We start from the raw sequence: 25,293 nt of genomic DNA, 5'->3' as shown, positions 1-25,293 counted from the left end.
CGTAGCGCCTTGGAGGCATTTTCCCGCGGCGGTACGGCACAATGCCCGCCGTCGGGCGTTGGGTCGGCACGGAAGCCGGCCAGCCCGGTTTCGGCAGGGACCCGGACGACGCCATGAAAATCGCGACCTTCAACATCAACAACGTCAACAGGCGCCTTCCCAACCTGCTGGCCTGGCTCGCTTTGGCGCGCCCCGATGTTGTCTGCCTGCAGGAGCTGAAGGCCGAGCAAAGAGCCTTCCCTCAGGCAGTGCTGGCGAAGGCCGGCTACCAGGCTGTCTGGGTTGGCCAGAAGACATGGAACGGGGTGGCCATCCTCGCGCGCGACTCAACACCGGTGCTGACCCGTACCGAACTGCCCGGCGATCCGTCCGACCAGCAGGCGCGCTACATCGAGGCGGCGGTGCGCGGCATTCTCATCGCTTCCATCTACGCACCGAACGGCAACCCTCTGCCCGGCCCGAAGTTCGACTACAAGCTCGCCTGGCTGAAGCGGCTCCACAAGCATGCCACTGCGCTGCGCAGAAGCGGCGCCCCCGTCGTGCTCGCCGGCGACTTCAACGTCGCCCCGACCGATCTCGACATCTACCCGACACAGTCATGGGACGACGATGCGCTGATCCATCCCGACAGTCGCGCCGCGTTCAGACGGCTCGTCGGCCGCAGCTGGATCGACGCACTGCATAAGCTCTACCCGCAGGAGCGCCTCTACACCTTCTGGCACTACCAACGAATGCGCTGGCAGCGGGACGCCGGCCTGCGCCTCGACCACCTGCTTCTTAGCCCGAATCTGGCCGATCGGCTCGCCGCGGGCGGCGTCAACCGGGCGGTGCGCGGGCAGGAAGGCGCGAGCGACCACGCACCCGTCTGGATCGAACTTGCACCCTAGGCGACACGTCTGCCCCCAACGCGGGCTCGATACTTGCCTTCCGGGCGCTGGACGCCATGTGAGGCGGAGGGCCGCTACCCCGGTCCGTCGCAGGCAACGGATCGGCATGACAAGGCTCTCATCACTCGGGCAAGGCTACTCAGCCCTCGTCATCGGCGCATCCGGTGGCATCGGATCGGCGATCGCGCGGCTTGTCGAGGCAGATCCCGCCTGCGGCCGGCTCGTGCGACTGTCGCGCCGCGATCACCCCTCCTTCGACGTGGGCGACGAGGCATCCGTCGCTGATGCCGCCCTACGCATCTCAGCGCAGACCAATGGGCTCGACTTCGTCTTCAATGCCACGGGCGCCCTCGTCATCGACGGAGCTGCTCCCGAAAAGTCCATCCGGGCGATCGATGCCATGGCCATGGCCGCGCAGTTCAGGCTCAACGCCATCGGGCCGGCCCTCCTCATAAAGCATTTCGTACCGCTGCTGCCGAAGGATCGTCGCGCCCTCTTCGCCACGCTCTCGGCGCGTGTCGGCTCCATCGGCGACAACCGGCTCGGTGGCTGGATTTCCTACCGGGCCGCCAAGACGGCCCAGAACCAGATCGTCAGGACCGCTTCCATCGAAATCGCCCGGACCCGACCGCAGGCGGTACTGGCCGCACTGCATCCCGGCACGGTCGAAACGGCGCTTTCCGACCCCTTCGCCGGCAACCGCGAACGGCTGACGCCCGAGCGCTCGGCAGCCATGCTGCTTGGCCTGCTCGACGGCCTCGCCGCAGACCAGTCCGGCGGCTTCTTCGCCTATGACGGCAGCCCCATCGTGTGGTGATTGCCAAGCACGCATCATTCGCCAAAACCGGCATTCGCAGGCGCGGTTTCGGACTCCGCGGTGGCCGTGAAACAACCCTGCGGCTAGCCACGCGACCGTCGATCCCCTATGACCGTCCACCTTTCTGGGAGGAACATTCAGAATCAGCATGCAGCATCGGTTCTTTCGACTCTTCGACATCTGGCTCTATGTCCGACACCCCTTCCTGATGCTCAGCTACTTCCGGAACATGGGGTACTGGCCGCGGCCCTCGCGGCCGCGCAACTACAATGAGAAGATGTTGTGGCGAAAGCTGTTCGATCACGACCCGCGCCTGCCGCAACGAATCGACAAGCTGCGCTGCAAACAGCATATCGGCGAGAAATTCCCCGACATCCGGCTGCCTGCCACGCTGTGGGAGGGCGACGACCCGGCGCTGATCCCGCCCTCCGTGCTTGCAGGCAATTGCGTCGTCAAGGCAAGTCACGGCAGCGGCTGGAACTTCCTTGTGCATGACGGCCGCTACGACAGACGGGAAATGCTGCGCAAGGCACGAAAGTGGATGCGCCGGCGCTATTACGGCCGCGGCCGCATGCAGTGGGGCTACCGCGACATCGCGCCCCGCCTTTTCGTCGAAGAGATGGTGATGCATTCCGGCCGCCCGGTCGACCGCGAATACAAATGCTACATGGCCGGCGACCGCTGCATTTATGTCTACATGAAGGTCGACCGTTTCGGCGACAATCCGCTCGATGTGCTGTTCGATCGGGCCGGAAACTCACGGATCACCGAGTGCAGCGGCCGCTATTTCTCGGTTCATCACGACAAGCCCGACAACTGGGACGCGATCCTCGCTTCGGCCGAAAGGCTGGGGCGGGAATTCGATTCGGTACGGGTCGATCTCTACGAGACCGACGGCGACATATGGTTTTCCGAATACACCTTCTATTCCGAAGGCGGCTACGACCGCATCGACTGGCCCGAGGTCTTTGCGCGCCAGGGCGAACTGTGGGACCTGCGCCGCTCGTGGTTCCTGACTACCGAAGCCGCGGGCCTGCTGCAGCTATACAGGAACCGTCTGAAGGCTCAGCTCGATCAGCACGAGCCGCATGCAAGGCTCTCCGACCTTAGCTGAGCGAAACACACCATGAAGTGAACGTTGCCCTGCAATTCTTGAACGAGGGCTGTCCGTGCCCGTGCGACAGTCCTGAGATGCCGGGACGGTCACTTCGAACCGGATCGTCGTATCGTTGCGGAGCAGGACGACCTCGCCCCACGCGATGCGATCACGGCGCTCACCCGGCGCAAAGGAGATGGACATGAAAAGACTGATCATCGGAGCCGCATTCCTGGCCCTCGGCATGAATGCCGGGCTGGCCGCCGACACCTGGGTCACCACGCAAAGCAGGTCGGATGTTCCGACGACGGTAGAGAAGCTGGTGACGGCCATCGAGGCTGCCGGCGCCAAGGTGTTTGCAACCGTCGACCATGCTGCCGGAGCCAAGTCGATTGGCGCCGAGATGGAGCCGACCGTTCTGGTCATCTTCGGAAATCCCAAGGTGGGAACGCCGATCATCCAGGCCGACCGCCGCGCCGGCCTCGACCTGCCCATCCGCGTGCTGGTCTGGGAGGAGAACGGCTCGGCCATGATCGGCTACGAGAAGCCAGAGGCCCTGAAAGCCAGGTATGGCATTGAGGGCGCCGATCAATCCTTCGAAGCGATGGGCGAGGCTCTCGGCAAGCTGACCGGCATGGCCGCGCAGTAGCCGAGGTTCTCGGTCGCATCCAGTGCCGCCGGCATGCCTTGCTTCGAGTCCCGATTATATTAAAACCCGCGCATGGTTTCTTGCCCGGCATTCTCGACTGGCTGCGCAGCAGCAGCACCCGCCCCCTGCGCCGTCGGGCAAGGCGCTCAAAAGGTGGCCGCGGTATTGAACGTCGATGACGAGTACGTCATGCAGATGGCCAGCCGAACAAGACAATTGATCGTCACGTTCGGCATGGAACGAGATGCGGACGGCCGGGTTGTCCAACTCGAAGAGGCCTTCCCGGATCCGCTAATGCTTACCATCGCTTCGCGACACGGCACATATCAGATCGCAACACTGCTGGTCAGCACGTGCAATTGGCCCAGCATCGCCGCAGACCATGCTCAGCACGGACAAGTCATCGCGTCCAGCAAAAGAGCGCAGGCGGGTCGAAGGGTATCCAGCGTTTTTCGCCGCAGGCCTCAGTGAATAGTCTGATCGTCAACGAACGGTTCGCAAAAAGAACCGGAACTGAAATCGTCACCCGCGACTACAGTCTCGGGCTTGCGCGGCGAGGACATCGCGTCGCCATCCTGACGGGCGAGGCGGGCGAAATTGCGGCCGAGGTCGAGAGGAACGGGGTTTGCGTGTCCACCGATCCTGCCGCGATCCCGTTCCGGCCGGACATCATTCACTTCAACGATCTGACCATGGCGCAGGAAACGACCCGGGCGTTTCCGAGCACGCCCGCCGTCCTGCAATGGCATCGGTTCGTGCCGACGAGCTTCAGCGTCGAGGGCACGAACATCGTGGCGATCACCGGCGTGAGCCAGCGCATCATCGAGAAGATTGCACGGTACACCGGACGGCCGACGCATGGTCTTGCCCACAATTACGTCGACCTTCGGCGCTTCGAGGCGAGAAGTGCGCCTCTGCCCGCGAGGCCGGCCCGCTGGCTTCTCGTCGGCCAGCAGAAGCGCGGCTATGGTCTCTACGCGCAACTTTTCTGGATCGCGCTCAAGCATGGCCGGATGCTGCGGTCCATCGGTCCGCGCTACTTCAACCGTGTCGACAACCTGCCCAAGGCCTGCGCGGAGTTCGACCTCGTCTTCGCCTCCGGCCGATGTGCGCTGGAGGCCTGCTGTGCGGGCGCGGGCGTGGTGGTGACCGACTTCAACGGTGTCGGAGGCTTTCTCACTGGAGATAACATCCGGCACTACTACGAGGGCAATTTTTCTTATCGGTCGTTCTCTTCCCCCGTGTCGCTCGATGCGCTGAATCGCGCCATCGACGACTACGATCCGGCACAAGCCGCGAGAGCGACGCAATGGCTGCGTGCAAACGCCGATCTGGAAAAGGGGATCGACCGGTTGTTGGCGCTTTACGAAGCGACCCTGGCCGGCAAGAACGAAACTTGACCCTACCGCGCCAAAGACCCTACCCGCCGCGGCGCGCGTAGGTTTCGCGAGCCATCCGGCCGGTAGCCGTGTTTGCGACATCGCAAAAGCGCAGGAAGAGGTCGACCGAGGCCTGGGCGTTCGCCTCGACGATCAGCGGGCCGTCTCCCATGAAGCAAACGTCCCATCCGAGCGACCGGAAGCTGCTGGTCTTCGACGCTGCATCGACGACCATCTCAAGGCCCTGCCGAAAGAACGGAATCTCGAACCCTTCAATCGTCACCCCTGTGTCTGGGTGTTCTCGATAAGGCCGCTGGCTCGGATCGAACTCGTAGCGTCTCGTCGCCGGGGTGGCGATCCTGCCGGTGTCTGGGTCAACGCGGGCCGACAGGCCGCCAGCGCCTGAATTGTCGACGCAGGATCCACCCGACCCGATCCGCAAGACGAGCATCTCGACATGGATCTGTCCGGCATGTTCGACCGTCAGGATGCGCAGCGTGTTGAGCGCGCCGGGGTAAAGCCGGTTCATATCAGGGTGCTGCTTCAACCGTTCCTGAATGATCCAGGTGCATTCCCTTTCAAGGAAGCCGGTGCTGTCGCCCGGCTTCCAGACGAAGGCTCCGCGGCCCAGCGAACTGCCAAGCGGCTTGACGAACAGGTCGCCCTTGCGCTGTTTCAGGAAGGCGGCGACCTGCTCGAGCGGGACTAGGGCGCCCTCGCCGTCCACGATCGCGCCCGGTCCGTACTTGGAAAAGAACTCCTGAATGACCGGATAGCCGAGTTCCTGCATCCAGATTCTGAACCGGCGCTTGTCGCCGACAAGCTGCAGGTCGGCATTGCGGTTCAGATCGAACTGCACCTTATCGAGCAGCCGTGGCGAAACGAGTTGCTCGGCCCTGTCCGGCTCTTTCAGATACCCGCGAAACCGGAAGCAATATCCCGGCCAGCGGCGATAGACGCGCAGAATGTCGTAGACCTCCGCCATCTGGACCGTCATCGGCTTCTTGCCGCGCGCCAGAAGCCAGGGAATGGCCGTGCAGCGTATTGCCTGCCGGAACGCCCGCAGCTTTCGCTTCATCTTCGGCAGGAACCGTGGGTCCGGTACCGGCGGATGGACCTTGCCCAGCGTCACTTGTCCTTGATCTGCTACCGTCATGATCCCTCGCCGGTTTGGGATTTCATACAGGCGACGTCTGCGTTGCGAAAGTCTGTCGGGCTGCCGGCCCGCCGTCTATCCAAGGGTCGTTCGGGAGCGAGGCCACAGGCTCGCGTAAAGCAGCTTCGGATCCTGCGGTTCTCTCCAACAGATGCTTGATCGCGAGCCCGCGCCACCAAGTCTGGACATCCAAGTCGGCGGAACGTCAGATGGTTGTCGAAGTAAACGTCTGGGGTGGCTACCTATGGCGGACCGGCGACGCTATTGATGACGATGGCGATGAGGATGACGGTTTTCCGCTGATGGGTGGCGGCGGTCTAGCAGCTGTTCCTATCGGCGACTCTTGGCTTTGGCAGACCGAGATTAGCGGGGAGGGTTCATTCTACGACGATGATCTGGACGTCGATGACACCTATGCCGGCAGCATTACGGCCGGCATGCAGGCGGCATGGACGTCTGACCAGTATCTCTTCGGTGCGTTCGCAGGTGGTGGCAAGACCTTTAATGTTGACCAAAGCGACGACGACGATCAGAACGCGACGCACTATTTCGCCGGTCTCGCGGCCCGCACGAACTTCAACAATCTTTCATTTGCGGCACAGGGTGGCTATCTCGGCTCGAACAGTGACGACGGCGAACACATTGATGATGCCTTTTTCATCCGCGGCATTGGTCAAGCGTTCTTCAATGGCGGGCGCACGATGCTCCAGGGCGACATCGCTTATGCGAACGGGACCCAGGATTATGATTCAGATCCGGAGTTTCAAGACGACACGGATCTGATCGCGTGGGGTCTGGAGCTTGAGCACACGCCAGACCTCGCTGTCGGTGGTGGCGCACTGTCTGTGTTTGCTGCATACGAAGGCATTCATGTCATCGAACACAGTGTTGATAGTGGAGACGAAAAGCTGACCGACCATACGGTGCGTGTCGGATTGAAGTTCCGCTTCGGCGCAATGACCCCACAGGACCGCGAGCGCAACACGGCTCCCGATCTGCCCAACTTCGGACGCTGGCTCGGCGCTGTTCCTGCGGTCGACTAACCAGAAACTCGCAAGAGCTAGCGCGATTGCAGTTCGCTATCTCGACAAACCCCGCCAATTTTGGCGGGGTTTTTCGTGTTCCAGACCGATAGCTCTCTACCCGACTGACCAGTATCGGGTCGCCCTAGCTGGTCGACACCGACTACTGCCGCAATCACAGCAATAGAACCTGATCGACAGGCACATCCCCGCCACTCGCACCCGAGAGAGTTCGAACCTCTGACATCTGCCTGAGGAGGACAGCGCAGCCTCCATATTGGCCGTTGATGCGCCATGTCTCTTCGGCTATGACAGCCAGGTTGCGGCGGCCGTCAGGCTGCCGCGCCCGGAGCCCACGTCGGTTCCCGGCCAGCACCCGTAGCTCAGCTGGATAGAGCGCTGCCCTCCGAAGGCAGAGGTCAGAGGTTCGAATCCTCTCGGGTGCGCCAATGAAATCAATGCGTTATCGGATTTGTCAGGCGGTTGCTTCAACCGCCCCACACAGTCGTCCCACATAAGGGCTCGCCTGGCCGTCGAATTTGCTATGGATCGGCCAAGCCGAGCTGCCTCCCAAAGCCACCAAAGGATCGGAACAATGAAGCGCGCAGTCGTCATTGCGGTCGGATTCCTTGCGGGCTGCACGACCGTCGAGCAGGAAGCCAACAAGACAGCACTCCTGAACTCGACCTATGTCGGTCGCCCGCTGTCCGACTTCATGCTGAAGAACGGCGCCACGCCTGACAACTATTTCAACCTGACCGGCCAGCGCGTCTTTATTTTCTCCACCTCGTGCAATTCCTGGTGGTATACGAAGTCCGCGGGGCCGAGCGGGACGCCAGAGTCGTGGATTGTCGAGCGGGTGGAGATCCGCGGGTATTGCCCTTGATCTTTCATGCGGATTTGTCGGCCGGCATTTGCCGTTCGATACTTACTTGTCTTTCACCGCGTCGATAATAGTCAGAACGTTTAGCTGGTCGAGGATAGCCTTGTTATCTGCGGCTTCGCGCGCCTTCTTGCCTTTCTTCCCGCCAGAAGACGGTGGCTCATTTCGTGCGAAGGCAATGATGATTTTGTGCACGTCTTTGCGGCCTCCGTTTAGCTTAAAGGAGGCGCCAAACAAATTGTTTCCGACTGGAACAAGCGAGAATGTAGGGCCAAGACCAGCGGTTTTATCAATCGTGAATTCGACAGTGTAGCCGGCCTCAGGAATCTCTGAATCGGTCTCCTTAATTGTATTCCGGATGTTCTTGAGCCAGTCGTATATCTTCAGATCACCCCTGAGTTGCGGGAGATTTTTCCTGTCGGCATTTGGGGTGTCGCAAGGGATAGATTCCCAGTTGTCTAGGTTCTGCGTAAATTTCAGTGAGGCAGTGCTATCAGCCTTACCGAGATACTTCGCGCCTGCCGTGACAACCAGTAAGCCCGGCGACAATGGTGCGTCCAGTCTCGGGTCTCCGCCAACGTCTGCTGACGCAACAACTTGTAGACTCAAGTTTGTTGCCGCGCGCCAACCGGGCCCATCACTCAAGAATCGGAAATCGCGGCTAGCATTCCTGAACTCACATCGGACATTATTGACTACATCAGAAACACTTACGTCATATTCGGAGGGAAGCGGCGCGACGTGAGCGCACGCGGCAAGCAAGAACGCCAAGACTGCGATATATATGCTCTGCCTCATATCGCCCCTCCCAAAAAATGCTGAAGGTTTATAGAGTATTCACGAACAACTTCGTGTAGCAATGATCGTTGGACGTTCATTGAAAAATTCTAGGGGATAAGTCAGTCAAATTTACTCGGTGCCAGGAGTGCTTCTAGCCTGAGTCTGCCTATCGCCGCTGCGGTCCGAAGTTTGGTCGCCCGGCGCATGTGAGGATGAAGGATTGCACCACACTCCGTGCGCAGCCGCTCTGAGCCAAAGCTTCACCCAAGGGCTGCCCTACCACATGCTTCATAGCCTTTTCTGGCGATTCCGTCAGGGCCTGCGCGCGGCCCTCATAGAGCCCGCCAGCATCGCCCTTGGCTTTGCCTTGTCCGGTTACTGTGGAGCCGAGTAGGCGGCTTTTGCTTCCCTAGCCCTGGCGCGCGACCATTCGATAACGGCCTGCTGCGTGGTTGCCAAGTTGTAGAGGTTTCACATTCGGTTTCTCCTGCCCCTGTCGAGCGTCGCGCCGGTTCTGACCATGTCGGAACGAAACTGTGATGCGCCTCGGCTTCGGCAGAAGATGCGTCTTGAGCTATTCACTATGGTTTGGGGGGCGATAATGCGGGCGGTCAGCGGCCAACCTCACGGGCCCGCTACTTGATCGAAAGAACCATGGCGGTTCTTTTCCAGTGATCTCGATAATTGCGCGCGAGATTGCCTCATTGAGGGCGAGGCAAGCTTTGTAATGGCTGCTCTGAGGCGAGATCAGCGGGCGGCAAATCGTGGCGTGCAGTTTCTCGGCATCCTCCAAAAGCCGGTCAATTTCCGGCTCGGAGAGATGGCTAGGTTTCTTGCGATATCCAGACATGACGAACTCCAAATGAGAATCGCCGCACTAGGACATTATTCCTTCTTAGCAGTGACCGCACAAGCCGTATCCAACCCTCTTTGGCTCGATTGGGGGTTCGCGCTTGGCCGTTGGCCCTGACGGCTTGCACGCAATTCTGTTTCGAGAGCAGCCGGCGCCCAGATCAGTTTGGACTCCACCTTCGGACGACCCTTACTGCTTGGTGCAGGGCCTCGGATGATTTTGTGTCCACCCAGGTAGTATCCAGTCCTGCTCATCGTTGCCCAATCCTTTGCTGGAAAATCGCTAACTGCGCTTCGCTGTTTCGCCGGATCGCGATCAGATGCTGAACTATGGCGCCGAAGCAATAGATCGCCGCCCCAGATACGACAGTGCCCAGGCCCGTGGCCATGACTGCAACAGCTACCAGACCGGAACCGGCAGCTTCGCCTGCAGCGCCCAACCCGAAATAGAGAACTGCGCCGCCAACAATCACGACGATGATGCCAAAAACTTGGATAATAATATGCATCGCAAATGCTCCCCTCGCCAGAACTGAAGTGCTGCCCCATCCGGGCAGCTCGTCAAGTTAATCTGATATCAACTGGAAGCAATGTATTGCAGCGAAGTGCCGTGCCGAAGCTCAATCGCACCATGAGACCTTTGCTCCTGGCCGCCAAACTACTGCGTAGCCTTCCGCAACAAGCGTTGCCCCTGCCGTTCTCCCGTTGGCGAGACGCACCCAGACTAGTGGGCGGCCATACCGATCACGCTTGCCAGAATCTTCGATCTCGGTCCCCGGCTCGACTATCAACTCGGAAAGCCGCAACTTCGCCTGGACGCCCAATAAGCGTTCCTTGGCACACTGCGCGTTTCGGATCTCCGGCGTATCGACCCCTGATTTGAAGGGTGCGCCATTCCCCATAATGCGCATGTTCTGACCGTTGCACTTGATCGTGTCGCCATCCACTGCCGATAGGCTGGCGCAGGCGATGATCGTCGAGGAAATCAAACTCAGCATATCGGCAGCCCTAGGCGCTAATCTTCAGCAGCGCAATGATGGCGGCTGCCCCGAGCAATGTGATCTGCGCAAATGTCTGAGCGACGATACGGTGGCCCGCGTTCTTGCGGGTATCGCCAAATGCGACAATCGCGACAGCGGTCGCTCCGCTGACAGTGGTAAGGGTAAGGGTGGTGAAGAAAAACGTCTCGTGGGTCAGCATTTGAACCTCCATCTGAACTGATGAGAGGATTATCAGCGGACCCTGCAGAGCGTGGACAAAGTGGCCTGCCGAGTTCTGGTCAGATGCCTGCGCTGTATCACGATTATCTTGCGGTAGCGGGAATATCCATCAACGAAATCGCAGACGTTTTCATCGATCACGCAGATACGCGTTCAAGTCATCGATCAAATTTTCATAGTCCCGATCCATAGTGTGATCGAGCTCCCGCTGGAGCGTCTCGATCGCCGATCGTGCCCTCAGGATCAATCCGCTCACCTCTGGCCAAGTTTGCAAATCCACGGTGTCAGCCTTGACGTTGAGCTCTTCGGCAAGTCCTGCTACGGCGCCGTCCCCGTCCTGGAAACTGATCCTTTCCCTGAGAACCTCGATCAGCACAGCCGCTTGTCGAAGCAGCCTGGCGCGTGCAAACAGAGGTGGGCGCTCGGCCGCATCGGTTGCGCGGATGAGTTCGACCAGCACTTTCTCAACAAGCTCTGACATGGGTCACGCGGTCCATCCGGGCCACGTGGAGTCTACCATAGGCTTCCCGTTGCAACGATAGTCGTCCACGAATCCCCCCGTCGCGCGGTCTCTGCAACGCCAAGTCAGTTGGTAGTACTGATCGTAGAATTGGTCCCAAGCGACACCGTAGGCGTTCGGATAGTAGCCCCCGCCGCCATTGCTGGCTGCGGCGCCGGCAGCCACCCCAAGTCCCGCGATGGCAATTCCAGTCGCGATCGAATTGTCGGCCTGGACGAGGCGGCGGCACTTATCATTCGACGCACCGCGCTTTCTAAGCACTTCGGCGACCTCGATACGATGCTGTTGATCACTGCTGTTGAGCCAGGCTTGGCACAGACTGTTGGTACTCTCGGACCTGATATCGCCGCGCTGAACAGTGGTACTTGCATTGCAACCGCAAAGCAGCGCAGCAACGGCCACCAATATTGCTATCGATTTCATTGTAGAATCCCCCCCCTTGCGTCTACTGAGGGAGGTGGACGAGATAGTCCAGAAATATTCTAGGTCGTATACAGAAAGTCTCGCCCCACGCTGACAGAAATAGCGAACCTGCAGGGGCTTTTGGGGAGCACAATGCGCGGATGCAGACAAATGATCTTTGCGGCAACCGGAATGCTCGTCTGCTTTTCGGCTCGCGCGCAGGAGTGCGACCCGGACTACCAGTCCCCGCCCTGCGTCCCCATTGCCAGTGACGTGGATTGCGCGGGAGGCAAGGGTAACGGCCCGGCGTATGTTCAAGGGCCGGTGATCGTCATCGGAACAGACATCTATGGCTTGGACCGCGACGGCGATGGAATTGGCTGCGATAAGTAGCGACCCGTACGTGTCGCGGCCTTCCAAGGTGCCAAGCACTCGGAATCCAATTCGATACCGCGGTGCAGGACTCTTCGCGAGGCGCTAAGTTACCCATCCTCCCATCAGCAAGATCGTCAAAAGAAACGAACATTCTCGCGAATAAATTTTCTGACCTCTTCCGCCGCCTCCTTGGCCGATTGTGGGGTTCCCCCCAAAAGACCCGCCTGCAACTCCGCCGAGTCTACAGGCAAATCGCTGAAACGATTTAGCCGATCTTTCAACTCCTGACCGCTACGTCTCCAATAAAAACGCCCAAGTGGGACCCAAAACCAAAGTCCACTATCTTTGACTATCGATGATCGTCGGTGAGCCGCCTCCATCGTGATCAAAAACTCGGAATCGTCCCAAGATTGTTCAGCTTCATCGAGGCCGACAACCAGGTCACGGGCCTCGTTCAGGAAAATCTCAGAGAAATAATCGCTGTGGGGCGTTCTTCTTTCCTCGTATCCTTCAAGCACCTTCCATTGGACACTGTCGAGTGCGGCCAAAGGCAATGCGGAGACCGCCGGTCGTTGCCCCTCGCTTCGGGACTTGATTGGCAGACTCATGACCTGCGAGGCGCGGCCGAAATCTTCGCGAAGTAAGGCCGCGGCTACAGCCCAATGGAATGCCATAGATGCTGAGAGCTGGCTTAGGGATGTCAGCCATGGATATCTTACCCCCGAGCTGTCTGATCCATCGAAGGCCATCGCAGAGATTGCCCGCAATGTGATCTTGAAAGCTTCTTCGCTTCCCCAACGGATCCCAACTAGAATGAGCCTTCGGATTGCCTCGGATCGGGCTATAGTTGTCCTCACCAGATCATTAATTGATTGGTTGGTGGGGGAGTCGCGAGGGAAATCGGGCCCGTTCACAAACGAGGAAACCCGATCGACTTCTCGTGCAAGTAGGTCAGACCACTCCGCGGCAAATCGGTCATCGCGACAGAGGCGCTTTCCTTCCGCAACGGTCAGCGCAATCGATTCGGGGTGTGCCCGACCGAGTTTGCTTAGTGTGTCGACTTTGTTGGATAGTTGCGAAAAGAAGTTGTCCGCATCGTCGATGGCGATTGCTCGCCCTTTGCGATGTAGAAGCAAGTCTGTCCCCATCGGGGATAGACTGCCGCGTACTGCCCAATAAAACGGGTATCTTCGACTCGTTCCTCGAAGGACCGCATTGCGAAGAGCGGTATCCCAATCGCCGGACCACCCAGCAATTATCAGACCGTACTCATCGAGAACTCGGTCTAGAACGGCGTCAACAGCCGGTGGATAACGCTCAAGCTCGTCCGCTGTGTTTCGAATGCGAGCGTCCATATAGTCGCCATGGAGTTTGATGACCGTGCATCGCGAGTGAACCAGAGGCGTTGCGCCGACCAAGGCGTCTTCTGACGCAATTACGGCTGGCTCCACACCAGCGTCGCGAAGCGCGCTCTCCAACAGCCTATCAAAATTCGTTGTCAGGATGACCCTTACGGCGCCGAGTGCTACCAATCTCGCTATCGCATGATGCGCCTTTGTCGGTTGGCGGATATCCTCATCGTCGCGGGCCTCGATATAGCTATGTATGATCGAACGGCGTTCTGCCGGCGCGGTGGCAACTGAGTCCAGTATTTCAGAGTAGCTCGGCTCTCGAGCATATCGATCCCGGTACCACGCGGCCCAGTCGTGTTTGTCCGCTACATTCTGCACACTGGCCAGGCGCTTAATGAGATCAAGTGTAATCTCCCACCCAGTGGGAATTCCGGCCGGCCGAGATATACCGCTGCCGAGTAGAAGCGCTTGCACCCCCGGCGAGTGGTGCAACGTCAACGCTAGTGCATCTAAAGGATCTAGATCGATCATTTTCAGGAAACTCCATCTCACCCTCTCGAACGCCGATCCATCGTCCTGCGGGGCTCAAACATTGTTTGCAGTCCCTTGATTGCCCGAGGATAAGCTCTGGATCTGAATCGGACCCGATCCTGACTACGCCCTATCTTTCAATCAGAAAAGTTCCACGCCGCGACAAATTCCAATCGCGGTTCGATGCCCCAATAGAACGGCGCGAGGGACTGTACCGGGGGGTGGCCTAGGCCTGTGCCCGGACGCTGGGCGGGCTAGGCTCGGTCCAGCGCCCTCATGCTCGTGTAGCTCGGAGATAGAACCGCAGCAGCGAGCCTCCGTCGATTGGATCGCGCTAAATGGTGCATGCACTCCCTTATTGACACAGTGGTCACGCCATGCATCGCAAAGCTTTGCGATTGTTTGATGGTAGCGGATTGATAGCAAAGCACCGGAAGCGTGCGTCTCTCGGGAAAATTGTCCTGTGTCGGGCCAACGAAAGGAGCGCCACCAAGGGCGTCCTTTTGGCACTTCACATCTGGTCACCTAAGCGACGACGTTGCGCCGATCGCAATCTCTTTGGACTCCAGCGCCAGCTCGACACGCACCAGACCGTCAATCAAGACGCGACCTTCGACGCGCGCAAGCTCTTTCACGTACGGATCGTCCCAATTGATGATATCGGAATTTGCGTTGGCGCGTTCGCGCAGGCTTGCGGTTTTTTGAATCGACAATGGTGGCCATTGCTGTGTCTCCTGCCGAGTTTCAATCAGCGTTAGCGTCCGGGATTGAAACGGCTCACAGCGGGAGCCTCTCCGGACCTTTGGCTTGCGCTTGGACATGCGCCTCGAGATCCAAGACTTTGGCTAAACTATCGAGATCGCGGCAGCCTGAAAGGCGCTGGCCGGGCGCGACAGGATCCTGATTTTCGCCGCGCCTGCTGCCAGACCGCCGATGGCTGAATTGGTGAACCGGGATGGTTTGTGCTACACTATCTCGCTACCACACTCTGGAGTGGTGGTCATGTCGATACGAAGTATTGCCATTGCGATTTCATTTGGGGCGATCTTGTCGCTCGTCGGCTCGGGGTCGGCCCACGCCGTCGTAGTCATCGAGCCGGGGGCGCAAGACGACACGAACGGTATTCCCGGAATTGACCGTGGCGATCCTGCCAATGGCATCCCCCCAGACCAATCTCTAAGGACAAAGCGCTTCCGTACCATTCAGGGCGCGCTCTATGCGCTGCGGAGAAATCTAATCTCAGATACGGTTATCGAGATCAGAGGCGTTGGCCCGTTCAACGCCCATGAACCAAATGTCCCGGCAGGGGTCCCGAGGCATATTGATGTAAGCGTAGGCATCACCATACGAGGTGCCGGCACGTCGCCGACAGTCGTGGCCGGCGGTACAGTTGGCGTGAGGGTGTCGAGTTCAGCCGGGGTGACCCTAGAGAACCTAGTCATCAGAGGCGCCTCGGCTCAAGGCGTTGTCGCGAGCGGCGGCGGCGGCACGAGCGGCCCTGCGCTGACGTTAAACCGTGTGCAGGTGACTGGCACAGGCGGCAGCGGCATCATTGTCAACGGCACAACACTCACATTGTCTCGGGTGCAGATTGGTCCAACTGGCGCCCACGGCATTGTTGCGCGGCAGGCTTCAACGCTTAACGGCCGAGACGTTGACGTGACCAATGCATTCTCCGACGGGATCTGTGTCATTGACCGAAGCACCTCTCACCTGATTGACGTCGAGATAAAGGACGGCGGCGGTTTTGGCTTCGTGGCAGATGATTCGCCTGCGAATTTGATCGAAGGTGGCCAGATCACGAACAACGCAAATGGGGGGGCGTATGCCCGCGCTGGCTCAGTGATGTTGATCCGGGGCCTAGGGGCGACACGCAGCACGATTTCCAACAACCCCAGCGGACACGGCGTCACATACTCCGGGAACTCGTACGGAAGCGTCATTGACACCGATGTCGACAACAATGGTCAGCGGGGCATATCCGCTCGGCAGACCACAAACCGGCTCTTGTTCTCCGATATTAACGTTCGCAATAATGGCGGCGACGGCATTTTTGCCGATCAGCTCGGCAGGTTCATCCTTCGCCGCGCGGTGGTTCATAACAACGGTAATTTCGGTGTCTATCTTAACTTGATCCCAGATGCCCTTGTCGAGAAAAACCGCATCACTGAGAACGACGCGACTGGATTGTTCGCGCTTGGGCCAGGAACAGCGATCATACGGGACAATCCCGAGATCAGAGCTAACGAAGGGCGCGGCGTCAGCATTTCGGATGAAATGCAGGGCGAAATACGAAGCAATGTAATTCGGGACAACCACCAGAACGGCGTCTCCGTGCGACGAACACCGGTAGAATTTTCAATTATCGATAACAAGATCATCAGTAACTCGAAAACTCCAACACGTGCCGCGATAGGTGGGGGCATTGTTGTAATAGAGCAGTCAACTGCAAGAATTCAGGGAAATACAATCTCCGACAATCGCTCAATATCCTCTGGCGGCGGTATCGCGATAATCGATTCAGCAGGTTTCGTTGGCGGTCTCAGTGCGGTGCAGAAAAACACAATCAGTTTGAACCAAGCGAAAGACGGCGTTGGCGGTGGATTGGCCTGTACCGGTCGATCGCGAATTGAGCTCGTCGGCAACGAATTCGAGAATAACAAAGCCATCCACGGAGCAAATACTGGTGCGGCGAGTGGCGGCGGTGTTGCGATTCTGGCGCGCTGTAAGGCTACGATCCTGGGCAACTATTTCAAGCTTAATAGGGCTGACGATCATGGAGGCGGTCTCTACATCAAGGACTCACCAACTACCGTAATCGGCGGTCGCCAGCGAACTGACGTCAATAGATTCGAAACCAACTCAACGGTGAACGGCAATGGTGGCGGGTTGCTGATCGAAGGCGGCAGCAATGAAGTTCGTGGCAATAGTTTCACTGGCAACACGGCCGCATCGCCGCAGCCAGACCGTGGCCTTGGCGGTGGGATCGCCGTCTTCGGCGGGTACAACGGCCAAATCGTCGGAAACCGGCTAGATAACAATACGGCCAAGGTCGGCGGCGGCCTCTATTCGCGCGACGCAAAGCCGACCATCGGAGACGGAACTTTGTTCGGCGAGAACACGATTGTCAGAAATGCTGCCACGAAGCAAATCGTCATCGGTGTTCCACCCGCCGTCGGCGAGGGAGCCGGCATCGCGCTTCACAACGCCGAGGGTGCCCTGATAAATATGAACACGATCGGCCGTAATGTTGGAAATGCTATCCATATATCCGGTGGGAAGCTCAACAAGATCCTTAACAATTTCATTGGCCGTGACCGCCAGAACAATCCGATGCCCAATGACGGTCACGGGCTCGTTCTAGCCGACTCGTCGGAGAATACGGTCGGACCGGCCAACGCGATTGCCCACAATGTGCGCGATGGAATCGCTGCGACGGGTGGTACCTCCATAAACAACCGTTTCACCCAGAATCTGATCACGGCTAACATCGGCTGGGGCATCCGACTATCAGGCCTGGCAAACGGGAAACCGCCGCCTCCGGTACTAACTGCTGTTTCTGCTGCGAGTGTTGACGGGCAAATGATTCAGCCGTCCGGCAGCCGCGTGGAAGTCTTTCAAGATACGAACAACGAGGCGGCCGAGTATCTAGGCAACGCAACTGTCGGCGCCGACGGCCGATTTCACTTCGCCCATGCAGGTCTCTCTAACAACGGCCTCAATGTCACGCTGACTGTGACGGACCTGAACGGAAACACATCCGAGATTAGCAACGCGTTGCTCCAGATAGTACAGGACTCGGCAGCGCCGGCGCGCACAATCGACATGTCCGATCCGGCCATGACCCATGTTAATTTCGGTCGCTGGGGCGCTGACATCGGCGGCGTCGGTGGCGGCCTTACCGGCTACATTGGGGGCGTCCCGCCAGCAGTTCGCAATGCTGTTGGCACGGCTGCCAACGCCTGGAACAATTTCATCGATAGGGATCCAAACCGGATCTACGTCCGGCTGCGAGATTATCGGCTGGACGCTGATCCGAGTGCAGTCGATACAACCACGACCAACATCTCAACGACAAGAGTCGTTACTTTCACCTTTGGAGGCGTACCGCTACTGCCGGTGCCCCTGCCCGACGACAACCCGACGCAAATTACTCTCGTAGAGACGGGCTCCAATACAGGCATTTTCGCCTCCGAATCCCAGATGATCGTGGGCCCAGACGTATATAATGAGCCGTTCACCGACACGAATCGAAACTGCCAACACGACGCAGGTGAAGCCTTTACCGACTTGAATGGCAACGGCAACTACGACACCGACAACGCCGACGATGATTTTGCGGTCAGGTCGACCGCCGGCGTAGTCTGCGATGACCAAGCAGAGGACCGCTCGCACCGAGCCACCGTCGATGGCGAGGTCGTTCTGACGTATCAACCCGTGGGGGCCGTCGCTGGCCAGAATGTGGAAATGAAGATTCCGGTATGCGAGCGCAACCCGGAACGTCGCCACCGACTCGAGGTGATGATTTACAACTTCAACGAGCCCTGGATTGATATCCCCACGCCCCCGTTCACCCCGGGTCGGCGAGATGCCAATGAGCCGTTCATCGACATCAGCGCCGGCTCGGTCTTTTTCGGGTTGGGCGGCACATGGGGGCCAATCTGGACAACAGCCCAAATCGACCGGCAGATGCTGCATCTGCGGTCTTATCTCGCGGTCGACTGCATAAGGGTGCATGAACTTGGGCGAACAGTGCTTAACCCTGGTCCAGTGCTGTTCACCACTATTCCGGGCTTCACCGACGGATTGGGCGATGCGGCGGGGAACCGCTTAAGTGCTGACGAGCGGGCTATTCACCCGGCGATGAGGTCAGCCGTCAATATTGACGTCAATCCGAACAACGATATCGTTGATCTGTACCTTGTTGCTCCGCTCAATCACGGCGCCCCTGACAACTTCTTTGCGGTGCAGTGGCGGCCCGGCTACGCTGCGACACAACCGGGTGTCCCGGCTAACATCGCCAATTTGGTCATGGTTGGTCTCAACAGCGCTACTCAGAATGTGCCAGGGGCTTTCCCACACGAGCTTGGGCACCAACTGACCAACCGGCCTGACATGGCTGGTGTGCCGCAATACATGTACTTTCCATCGAGTGGAGCCGCTGCTGGAGACAGCACCACCTATTTGACGCTGCGACGCATTCAGCACGCAAGGGGAACCCAGATCAAAACCACGCCTCGGGCCGGAATTGGTGGGGCCGGCAACAACTTGCTAAGGGTGCCATAGCGATGATCAAATCTGGCCTGATGAAAGCGACGTCGGGTTGGCTCGTGATGGTATGGATGGCCTTTTCGAGCATTGCCATTGGGCAACCGATCGAGAACCCCTTCGCGACGGACGAAGAAGCATACGCTTGGCTTCTGGAATCGCCAACCTATCCTCGGGATTCGCAGTCTAAGGACGAGTTCGCGGTGGCGCGGATTCAGCGCGAACCCGAACTAGTGCTCCCGAAGTTGAAGCCGGATCTTGAAAAGGCTGCTGCAGAGAAGCCGACTTTCTACAAATCCTATGCAGTGTTTCTCGATCTTGCCAATGCCGAGTTGCAGCTTCAAATCGCACGGGATTCAGTGAAAACTTATGGGCTCAACGATCGTTCTCCGTTCTCACAGTATCTTGCAGCCCATGGCGGGCCTGAAGACATGGAAAGAATCAAACAGGAGATGGAAGCGGATCCCGATGGATGGGCTGTTGGACTGGCGTCGGCCATCGTCTTCAATGGCAACGATTCCGGCGTTGCAATGCTCGAAGTACTCAAGCAGTCGTTGCCGGGACCCTGGCAATACGCACTTGACGGCGTGCAGGCTACAATTCCTGACCTACCTTCAAACGATGCGGAAGACCGCAGCGAGGAAGAAGTTCCGATCATTCACAACTAAGGTCAGGACTCACCAATTTCGGAGGTCCTGCAACGAGAGCTTCGAGTCTTTGTGAGTCGCTCGCCGCTATAGACGTCTGCCCAGTTTTCACGATGCCGCCGATTTGTTGCGCGATCTGGATGGGCGCGTAGGGCGAGTTGGTTGGGCACTTCAGCCCAGTCCGACGCTCCTACTGGCAGCCAGCCGAAAACTCCCGCGGTAAGTGTCTCATATTGTATGCTTTCTGAAGCTATTGCTTTGTGTGTCTCTTTTTATGTGTCAGAAAGGCGTTCTCACAACGTCTTAGGAGATAAGAAACGTGACCACAGTTGGCTACGCCCGCGTATCATCGACAGGCCAATCACTAGACGCACAACGCGCCCGACTGCTAGCCGCTGGCGTCGGTACGGATGAAATGTTCGAGGAAAAGCGTTCCGGCGCCGACGCTAAACGCCCAAAGCTCCAGGAGTGCCTCAAGTTTGTCCGTCGCGGCGACGTGCTTCTGGTTACGAAGATTGATCGCATTGCCAGGTCAGCTTCTGACTTCCACGCGATTCTGAAGACGCTGGCCGACAAAGAGGTCGGGTTTCGCGCGCTGGACGACGCCGAGGCAGACACGACAACTCGATCGGGGAAATTGCTGCTTGGGATCCTAGCGCTAATTGCAGAGTTCGAGAACGATATCCGGCGTGAGCGCCAGGCCGACGGAATCGCAATGGCACGCAAGAAGGGCGTAAAATTCGGTCGACGGCCGACGCTCACCCATGACGTTGTCAACGAAATCATTGAACTACGTTCATCGGGTGAGACAGTGCCCTCGATCATGAAAGCGAAAAAGCTGTCGAAGGCCAGCGTGTATCGAGCGCTTGCAAAGGCCCAACAGGCTGGACCTACGTAAAACATTCTCGCGACGATCTGCGCGACGCCGTCAACCTGATCTAAGGAAAGCCGCTTCGGGCAGAATGACCCCGAAATCGACTAGGCGAAAATACCGTCGTTCTGTTCGTCGTCGTGGCCGGCGCGCTCGCTGCGCTCCAAGTCGCTGCGCAGTTTGGCCAATGTATTTGTCAGCTCTTCCGGAGTCATTTCCGAAGGCAGCTTTTGTTTGCCTCCGGCTTTACCGGCGGCAAACATGCCCGCCGCCCGCAACAGGCTTGTCCCCGCGGTAGCTCTTGCTGGGGCTGGTGCCTTAGGATCTTCGGCCACGGCGATCAGGCTTTCAACCGCTGCAACAATGCCGCGTGTCATCAGCAATTCGTGCACGCGCTCGTAGACTTCTTCGGAGCTCTCGTTCCTTTTCGATGCCATGTCTCTGTCCTTTCTTAAGTAGCTGGGTGGTCACGCAATCATGCAAACACTCCCAGTCGGTTCTCGATCGCTGCCGCCAGTTCGGCCTCACGCTCCGCCTGCTTGATCTTCTTCACGCCTTCGCGAAACCATTTGTTGTGCTCGCGCTCAGCACGCTTGCGCGCGCGGTCGCCGGCCGACGTCGGCGCGTGCGTCCGCTGCCAGGCTTCATGCTTCGCGAGCTGCTCTGGCGTCATCGCCTTCAGTCGCGTCGCGCGCTTGGCCGCGGCTCGCTGTTTGTCGGCCAGCTTACGGTTCATCCTATCAACGGCATCCGGCGCCTTGCCGTTTGGCCAGCGTGACTGGTGCCACCCGTCCGCCTTGGGGGTTCGCCCCCCGTGGAAGTAGCAGCGGCCGTTGGCCATCGCGACTTGCTGGCAAGGGTAGCCGGTGCTCTTGCTTGTCGCGCCGCACTTTGGAGCCAGATGCCGTTTGGCGTTCCAGCGCCGGATCGCTGCAGTACCGATCGCGCGCCACTGGCTCGAACTCTGCCACGCGCTTGGCGCTCTCGTCGGACGACGCCTCTTCATTGCCGCCTCCCAGCGACGCGTCCGTGAGGTATCGCCAGAATCGACTTTTCGTCCCCAAGTCCTTCAGCATTGACCGCCCAAAACCGGCGATGGGGAGCGACTGCGCGCAAAGCGCAGCTCCCCCGTAGGGGTGGACCCCAGCGCACTACCCGAGGGCAACCCGCAAATCCTTGTGAATATTGGGCTTGGGCGCACCCAAGCGCGCTTGGCGTCGCCGAACCCGAGCGCAGACTGCGCCGCAATGATTTCAACGACTTAGCGGGAACCCTGCGCACATCCCCCTCAACCTTGCGCACTGTGCGCTTGCCCTCTCTCATTCGAACACCGACGCTGTAGCGCTAGCGGCGACCGACAGGTTGTCCGGTACTACGACCACGAAGCCGTTGATCGGATGCCGCGATGAGGTTCGTCCCACGACTGCGTTGCGGATGAGTTTCTTTCGCTCGAGCCGCTCCATGGCGCCCTGTATCTCTTCTGCGGAATAGCCTTGCAGCAGCTCCGGCGAGCGGCGTGCCAGTATCTTTGGCGCGAAATGAACGCTGTTCCTGGACATCGACAGGGCCACGTCTGAGCACTCATTCAAGGCTTTGATCGTCGCGGCCTCGGCAACGTCGTCGAGCTGTGGGATTAGATAGGCCGGCCAGCCGGTGTTTGCGTTAGCCGCGGCTGTCGTATTCCCGGCGATCGTGGCGAATGCGCCCCTCTCCCATCGGATCTTGAGGAGCGAACCCTTGGGACCATAGTTGAGCTTCATCCCCTCGAGTTCACGGATATTTCCTTTGTCGGTGCCCTTGGGGTACCGCAAATACAGGCGCGATCGGACTGCATTGTTCCAAGCGGTTGAGCCAGACGTTCCGGAACCGCTTGCCTTGCCTGAAACGGACGGATGCCCAAGCGCAATGACGCTGCCGCCGATCGCAGCGCCCAGGCGTCCGAGGCAACCCTTCACGAAGGCATTGACTTGGTTGCGCGAAATCTCATCGCCCACGAACACGTCGGACAAGGTATCGATCACGATCACGTCGGCGCCGAACTCGATCGCGTCGGCCTTCAGCTGATCCCACGCAGGTGTCAGCTTGAGTCTGCCGGCGCTGCGGTCCCAAACTCCAAGCGCATTGTCATCTTGCTTGCGAGACGCGAGCCGGAGGTTTGCAAGGTCCGGATAGTCAACGTGGAGTAAGGCGTTGATGTCGGCCTGGCGCCGGTGGAGCTCCGCGGCACTGTCTTCGCAGAAGAAGCACATGACCCGCGCCGGCCGCGTATTCTGGCCCAGCCAAGAGCGACCTGTAGCCGCTGCGGTAGCGTACTGGTGCGCGAGCAGCGTCTTGCCAATGCCGCCGTCGCCGTAGAGCAGCGTGACCTCGTGGCGCGGGATCCAACCTTCGACTTCCCACTCGCGTGGCTTTATTGTTTGGCCGAGCCAAGCGGTAGGGTCGATCCACTGCGTCGGGGGCAGAGCCGTTTCCGCCACGGGCACAAAATGCGCAAGGACTGCAGCGCGCCTCGCGACGTTGGGCTCACCGTACTTTGCCCAATCTCGCGCCAGCTGGCGATGGTCGATCTTTGCTCTGTCCGCTTGTTCCCAAACCCACACCAAACTTGCGTAGTCTTGCGCGTCGAAACCTTCATTCGAGGACAATCGCCCAGCCAGCGCGGCGCGCCACGCGGAGCTGGTCTGATCGCTTCCAAGCAATGCGGTCGTATCGCCGTTCCACAACGCCGCCAGTTTCGGAACGCGATCAATTGCAGCCTCGAAGCGCAGCCGAAGATCGCTAGGCAGATCTCCGTAGGTCTCATGCGCCTCGACCTCTCCCATGTCGATCGCCTCGTGCGCCGCTGCAACGTCGGCCGGCGCGGCGCCCAAGGCTTCGCTTGCAGCAACAGGAGTGAACGCGCTGGCGAGCGCCGCATCGCTGTAGCCTCGTTCAACATGGCTGGCGACGACCGCCGCACGACGCCGTACACGGCCCATCTTGACCTTCTTGGGTGTCGGTATGTTCTCTGGCCCGGGGAGCCGCATAATCCGTGCAATGTCCTGGACCTTGTCCCCGCCAAAAGCATTGGCAATCGCTCGGCCTTGCTCCTCGGCCCATGTCCTGGACTCTTTGGGGTCGTACCCGCGGTCCAGCTTCCACACCAGCTGAACGCCACCACCTGAATCGATCAGCACAGTCGGCGGTGCCGAAGTCTGCTCGGCGACGGCGCCCATTAACTTAACGTAGTGGGCAACCTCCTTTTCGGCATCGGCACCCTGTGCAAGTGCTGGCAGGTCGATGTCGGCCACGACGGCACGAATTGCTCCGATGTCCCCCGCGGCAAGCTTCTTGTGAGGCGATCTTGGTCGAGGCTCATTGACCGAATAGTAGAGGTTCAGCTCGCCATCGCGCTCGTCGATCCACTTCGCCATGGCGTCGAATTCCCCAGGCGCAAACGTCTGCGCAGCGACCGGCGGCGCAATGTCTTGCGTCGGATCGAGCGCGACCAGGTTGTGCCAGCCAGTCGGGTCGAGTTCATGCAGGAAGGCGGATGCTACAGCGCCGCCGGACAGACGTTGCTTAGGCGGAACAGATGTGTTGAAGGATGAAAGCGATTGAGCAATCGAGCTCGCAATAACGTCGCCGAACTGTTGCGCTTCGCGCGGTGATTCGATAGAGTTCATCTCGACCAAACTTTCTTTCGGGCCGCACGATCTTCCGGATCGCGCGGCCTATTTTTTGTTTCACTAGATGCTTGGTCGTCAGCTATTTTGTATTGGCAAATTTGGACGCTAGGCAGCGCGCCGCCCGACATCCTTGCCGACCGTCCGAGGCAGTTGGTGCAATATTGCGTACTGATCGATTAGGACCCGCACCTCGTCCGACGCACTTCGGATTCGACTGATGACCTCCTTGACGTTGGCCGTGGTGTTTTCTCGCAGGCCAGGCGACAGCCGTAGGATTATGTTTTCGGGCTCCTGGGGGTATCCGTTGTTGTCGACATGGCGAATTTCCAGAACGGTCATTCCCGGGACCCAACTCCCGCCGGGCTCGATATCCGCCAAGGTCATCGGGCGAAGAGAGCAGATCACCGGCGGCTTTTCGAAAACAAGCACACCCGATCTGTTACGGCGCCGTTCTCGGCGGGACTTCGACGCTGCCGTCATTCGGACCACGCTGCTTGCGCGCGTTCGCTACGGGCCGCCCGCGCGGCGGACCCGCGTTGTGAGGGCGACCAGCTTTCAGCACCGTCGACAAGAGCAATGAGGGTGTCCACTTTGACGAGTGTACGACCTCCAAGTCGACGGAACGTCAACTTGCCCTCGGTTTCGAACCTGTACAGGGAGGCAGTGGACAACCCGAGCAATGATCCTGCCGCGGCGAGCGTCAGTAACGGCCTGTCACGCCAAGAGATTTCGGCGTCGGCAGATTTTGAGATTTCGCGCGCGGTGATGCGCTGTGCAGTAGTTGGCATCGGCTGACCTTGCAAAGGGCGCTTCGCGCCCGTTTCGGGGAAAGTGCGTCATGCCAATCCAGGCCAGCCGTCTATCATTTAACAATTAGTGCGACGCGTTGATCGTTAAATTACCGGTTCATTGGCAACC

24 protein-coding genes and 1 tRNA gene are annotated in these 25,293 nt (G+C 59.1%); 13 read left to right on the top strand and 12 right to left on the bottom strand.

The features are described from left to right. The first annotated feature begins 113 nt into the window (after positions 1-113). The 6 genes from xth (at position 114) to ACT2BZ_RS10255 (ending at position 4,849) form a co-directional block, all read left to right on the top strand. A complete protein-coding gene (gene xth / locus ACT2BZ_RS10280; protein ID WP_457941268.1) occupies positions 114-887 on the top strand; it encodes an exodeoxyribonuclease III in 774 nt (257 codons plus the stop codon). Positions 888-993: 106 nt separating this feature from the next. Next, entirely contained in the window at positions 994-1,704 is a 711-nt protein-coding gene (locus ACT2BZ_RS10275) for an SDR family NAD(P)-dependent oxidoreductase (RefSeq protein ID WP_457940864.1), read from the top strand. A 148-nt stretch (positions 1,705-1,852) separates the two neighbouring features. Further along, on the top strand, positions 1,853-2,818 hold the full coding sequence (locus tag ACT2BZ_RS10270) for an ATP-grasp fold amidoligase family protein (RefSeq protein WP_457940863.1): 966 nt from the start codon (positions 1,853-1,855) through the stop codon (positions 2,816-2,818). Positions 2,819-3,002: 184 nt separating this feature from the next. Further along, a complete protein-coding gene (locus tag ACT2BZ_RS10265; protein WP_457940861.1) occupies positions 3,003-3,449 on the top strand; it encodes a DUF302 domain-containing protein in 447 nt (148 codons plus the stop codon). A gap of 165 nt (positions 3,450-3,614) precedes the next feature. Next, entirely contained in the window at positions 3,615-3,920 is a 306-nt protein-coding gene (locus ACT2BZ_RS10260; RefSeq protein ID WP_457940859.1) for a hypothetical protein, read from the top strand. After that, entirely contained in the window at positions 3,917-4,849 is a 933-nt protein-coding gene (locus ACT2BZ_RS10255; protein WP_457940858.1) for a hypothetical protein, read from the top strand. Before ACT2BZ_RS10260 ends, ACT2BZ_RS10255 begins: the two co-directional genes overlap by 4 nt. A gap of 19 nt (positions 4,850-4,868) precedes the next feature. Here ACT2BZ_RS10255 and ACT2BZ_RS10250 read toward each other — a convergent pair whose 3' ends face one another. After that, positions 4,869-5,984: a sugar-transfer associated ATP-grasp domain-containing protein gene (locus ACT2BZ_RS10250; RefSeq protein ID WP_457940857.1), complete on the bottom strand. Its 1,116-nt coding sequence runs from the start codon at positions 5,982-5,984 to the stop codon at positions 4,869-4,871. Between the two features lie 209 nt (positions 5,985-6,193). Between ACT2BZ_RS10250 and ACT2BZ_RS10245 the strand changes: the two genes are divergently transcribed. The 3 genes from ACT2BZ_RS10245 to ACT2BZ_RS10235 all read left to right on the top strand — a co-directional run bounded on the left by ACT2BZ_RS10245 (position 6,194) and on the right by ACT2BZ_RS10235 (position 7,892). Next, positions 6,194-7,027 carry a hypothetical protein gene (locus tag ACT2BZ_RS10245; protein ID WP_457940855.1) on the top strand — a complete coding sequence of 278 codons (834 nt, stop codon included), beginning with the start codon at positions 6,194-6,196 and terminating at the stop codon, positions 7,025-7,027. A gap of 351 nt (positions 7,028-7,378) precedes the next feature. Then, positions 7,379-7,455: transfer RNA gene (locus ACT2BZ_RS10240), tRNA-Arg, on the top strand. Between the two features lie 146 nt (positions 7,456-7,601). Next, a complete protein-coding gene (locus ACT2BZ_RS10235; RefSeq protein ID WP_457940853.1) occupies positions 7,602-7,892 on the top strand; it encodes a hypothetical protein in 291 nt (96 codons plus the stop codon). 42 nt (positions 7,893-7,934) lie between these two features. Here the strand turns inward: ACT2BZ_RS10235 and ACT2BZ_RS10230 are convergent, their stop codons facing one another. The 6 genes from ACT2BZ_RS10230 to ACT2BZ_RS10205 form a co-directional block, all read right to left on the bottom strand. After that, complete coding sequence (locus ACT2BZ_RS10230) at positions 7,935-8,498, bottom strand: hypothetical protein (RefSeq protein WP_457940851.1); 564 nt, start codon at positions 8,496-8,498, stop codon at positions 7,935-7,937. Between the two features lie 1,274 nt (positions 8,499-9,772). Next, on the bottom strand, positions 9,773-10,030 hold the full coding sequence (locus ACT2BZ_RS10225) for a hypothetical protein (protein WP_457940850.1): 258 nt from the start codon (positions 10,028-10,030) through the stop codon (positions 9,773-9,775). Positions 10,031-10,141: 111 nt separating this feature from the next. Then, positions 10,142-10,519 (bottom strand): thermonuclease family protein, encoded by a 378-nt coding sequence (locus ACT2BZ_RS10220; RefSeq protein ID WP_457940849.1) that lies wholly within the window; start codon positions 10,517-10,519, stop codon positions 10,142-10,144. 10 nt (positions 10,520-10,529) lie between these two features. Beyond that, positions 10,530-10,721: a hypothetical protein gene (locus ACT2BZ_RS10215; RefSeq protein ID WP_457940847.1), complete on the bottom strand. Its 192-nt coding sequence runs from the start codon at positions 10,719-10,721 to the stop codon at positions 10,530-10,532. Between the two features lie 150 nt (positions 10,722-10,871). Further along, complete coding sequence (locus tag ACT2BZ_RS10210; RefSeq protein ID WP_457940845.1) at positions 10,872-11,222, bottom strand: hypothetical protein; 351 nt, start codon at positions 11,220-11,222, stop codon at positions 10,872-10,874. A gap of 3 nt (positions 11,223-11,225) precedes the next feature. Then, the gene (locus ACT2BZ_RS10205) at positions 11,226-11,684 is read right to left on the bottom strand and encodes a hypothetical protein (protein ID WP_457940844.1); all 459 of its coding nucleotides are present in this window, start codon (positions 11,682-11,684) and stop codon (positions 11,226-11,228) included. A gap of 150 nt (positions 11,685-11,834) precedes the next feature. Here ACT2BZ_RS10205 and ACT2BZ_RS10200 point away from each other — a divergent pair, with 150 nt between their 5' ends. Next, a complete protein-coding gene (locus tag ACT2BZ_RS10200; RefSeq protein ID WP_457940842.1) occupies positions 11,835-12,056 on the top strand; it encodes a hypothetical protein in 222 nt (73 codons plus the stop codon). Between the two features lie 116 nt (positions 12,057-12,172). Here ACT2BZ_RS10200 and ACT2BZ_RS10195 read toward each other — a convergent pair whose 3' ends face one another. Both ACT2BZ_RS10195 and ACT2BZ_RS10190 read right to left on the bottom strand, forming a co-directional pair. Continuing rightward, positions 12,173-13,921 (bottom strand): SIR2 family protein, encoded by a 1,749-nt coding sequence (locus ACT2BZ_RS10195; protein ID WP_457940841.1) that lies wholly within the window; start codon positions 13,919-13,921, stop codon positions 12,173-12,175. A gap of 521 nt (positions 13,922-14,442) precedes the next feature. Then, positions 14,443-14,742 (bottom strand): hypothetical protein, encoded by a 300-nt coding sequence (locus ACT2BZ_RS10190; RefSeq protein ID WP_457940840.1) that lies wholly within the window; start codon positions 14,740-14,742, stop codon positions 14,443-14,445. Positions 14,743-14,923: 181 nt separating this feature from the next. Between ACT2BZ_RS10190 and ACT2BZ_RS10185 the strand changes: the two genes are divergently transcribed. The 3 genes from ACT2BZ_RS10185 to ACT2BZ_RS10175 all read left to right on the top strand — a co-directional run bounded on the left by ACT2BZ_RS10185 (position 14,924) and on the right by ACT2BZ_RS10175 (position 20,734). After that, on the top strand, positions 14,924-19,207 hold the full coding sequence (locus ACT2BZ_RS10185; RefSeq protein WP_457940839.1) for a right-handed parallel beta-helix repeat-containing protein: 4,284 nt from the start codon (positions 14,924-14,926) through the stop codon (positions 19,205-19,207). 2 nt (positions 19,208-19,209) lie between these two features. Then, complete coding sequence (locus ACT2BZ_RS10180; protein ID WP_457940838.1) at positions 19,210-19,857, top strand: hypothetical protein; 648 nt, start codon at positions 19,210-19,212, stop codon at positions 19,855-19,857. A 298-nt stretch (positions 19,858-20,155) separates the two neighbouring features. Beyond that, positions 20,156-20,734, top strand: coding sequence for a recombinase family protein (locus ACT2BZ_RS10175; protein WP_457940837.1), 579 nt, complete (start codon positions 20,156-20,158; stop codon positions 20,732-20,734). An 80-nt stretch (positions 20,735-20,814) separates the two neighbouring features. Here the strand turns inward: ACT2BZ_RS10175 and ACT2BZ_RS10170 are convergent, their stop codons facing one another. From ACT2BZ_RS10170 to ACT2BZ_RS10160, 3 genes are all read right to left on the bottom strand, one after another. Next, positions 20,815-21,144 (bottom strand): hypothetical protein, encoded by a 330-nt coding sequence (locus ACT2BZ_RS10170; protein ID WP_457940836.1) that lies wholly within the window; start codon positions 21,142-21,144, stop codon positions 20,815-20,817. A 38-nt stretch (positions 21,145-21,182) separates the two neighbouring features. Continuing rightward, positions 21,183-21,443, bottom strand: a complete 261-nt coding sequence (locus ACT2BZ_RS10165) for a hypothetical protein (protein ID WP_457940835.1) — start codon at positions 21,441-21,443, stop codon at positions 21,183-21,185. A gap of 583 nt (positions 21,444-22,026) precedes the next feature. Next, on the bottom strand, positions 22,027-24,372 hold the full coding sequence (locus tag ACT2BZ_RS10160; protein ID WP_457941267.1) for an AAA family ATPase: 2,346 nt from the start codon (positions 24,370-24,372) through the stop codon (positions 22,027-22,029). Positions 24,373-25,293 lie beyond the last annotated feature (921 nt).

The sequence above is a fragment of the Mesorhizobium sp. 10J20-29 genome (assembly GCF_054130485.1).
The sequence above is the reverse complement of the archived record's forward strand: the minus strand, read 5'-3'. Positions and strand labels throughout refer to the sequence as shown.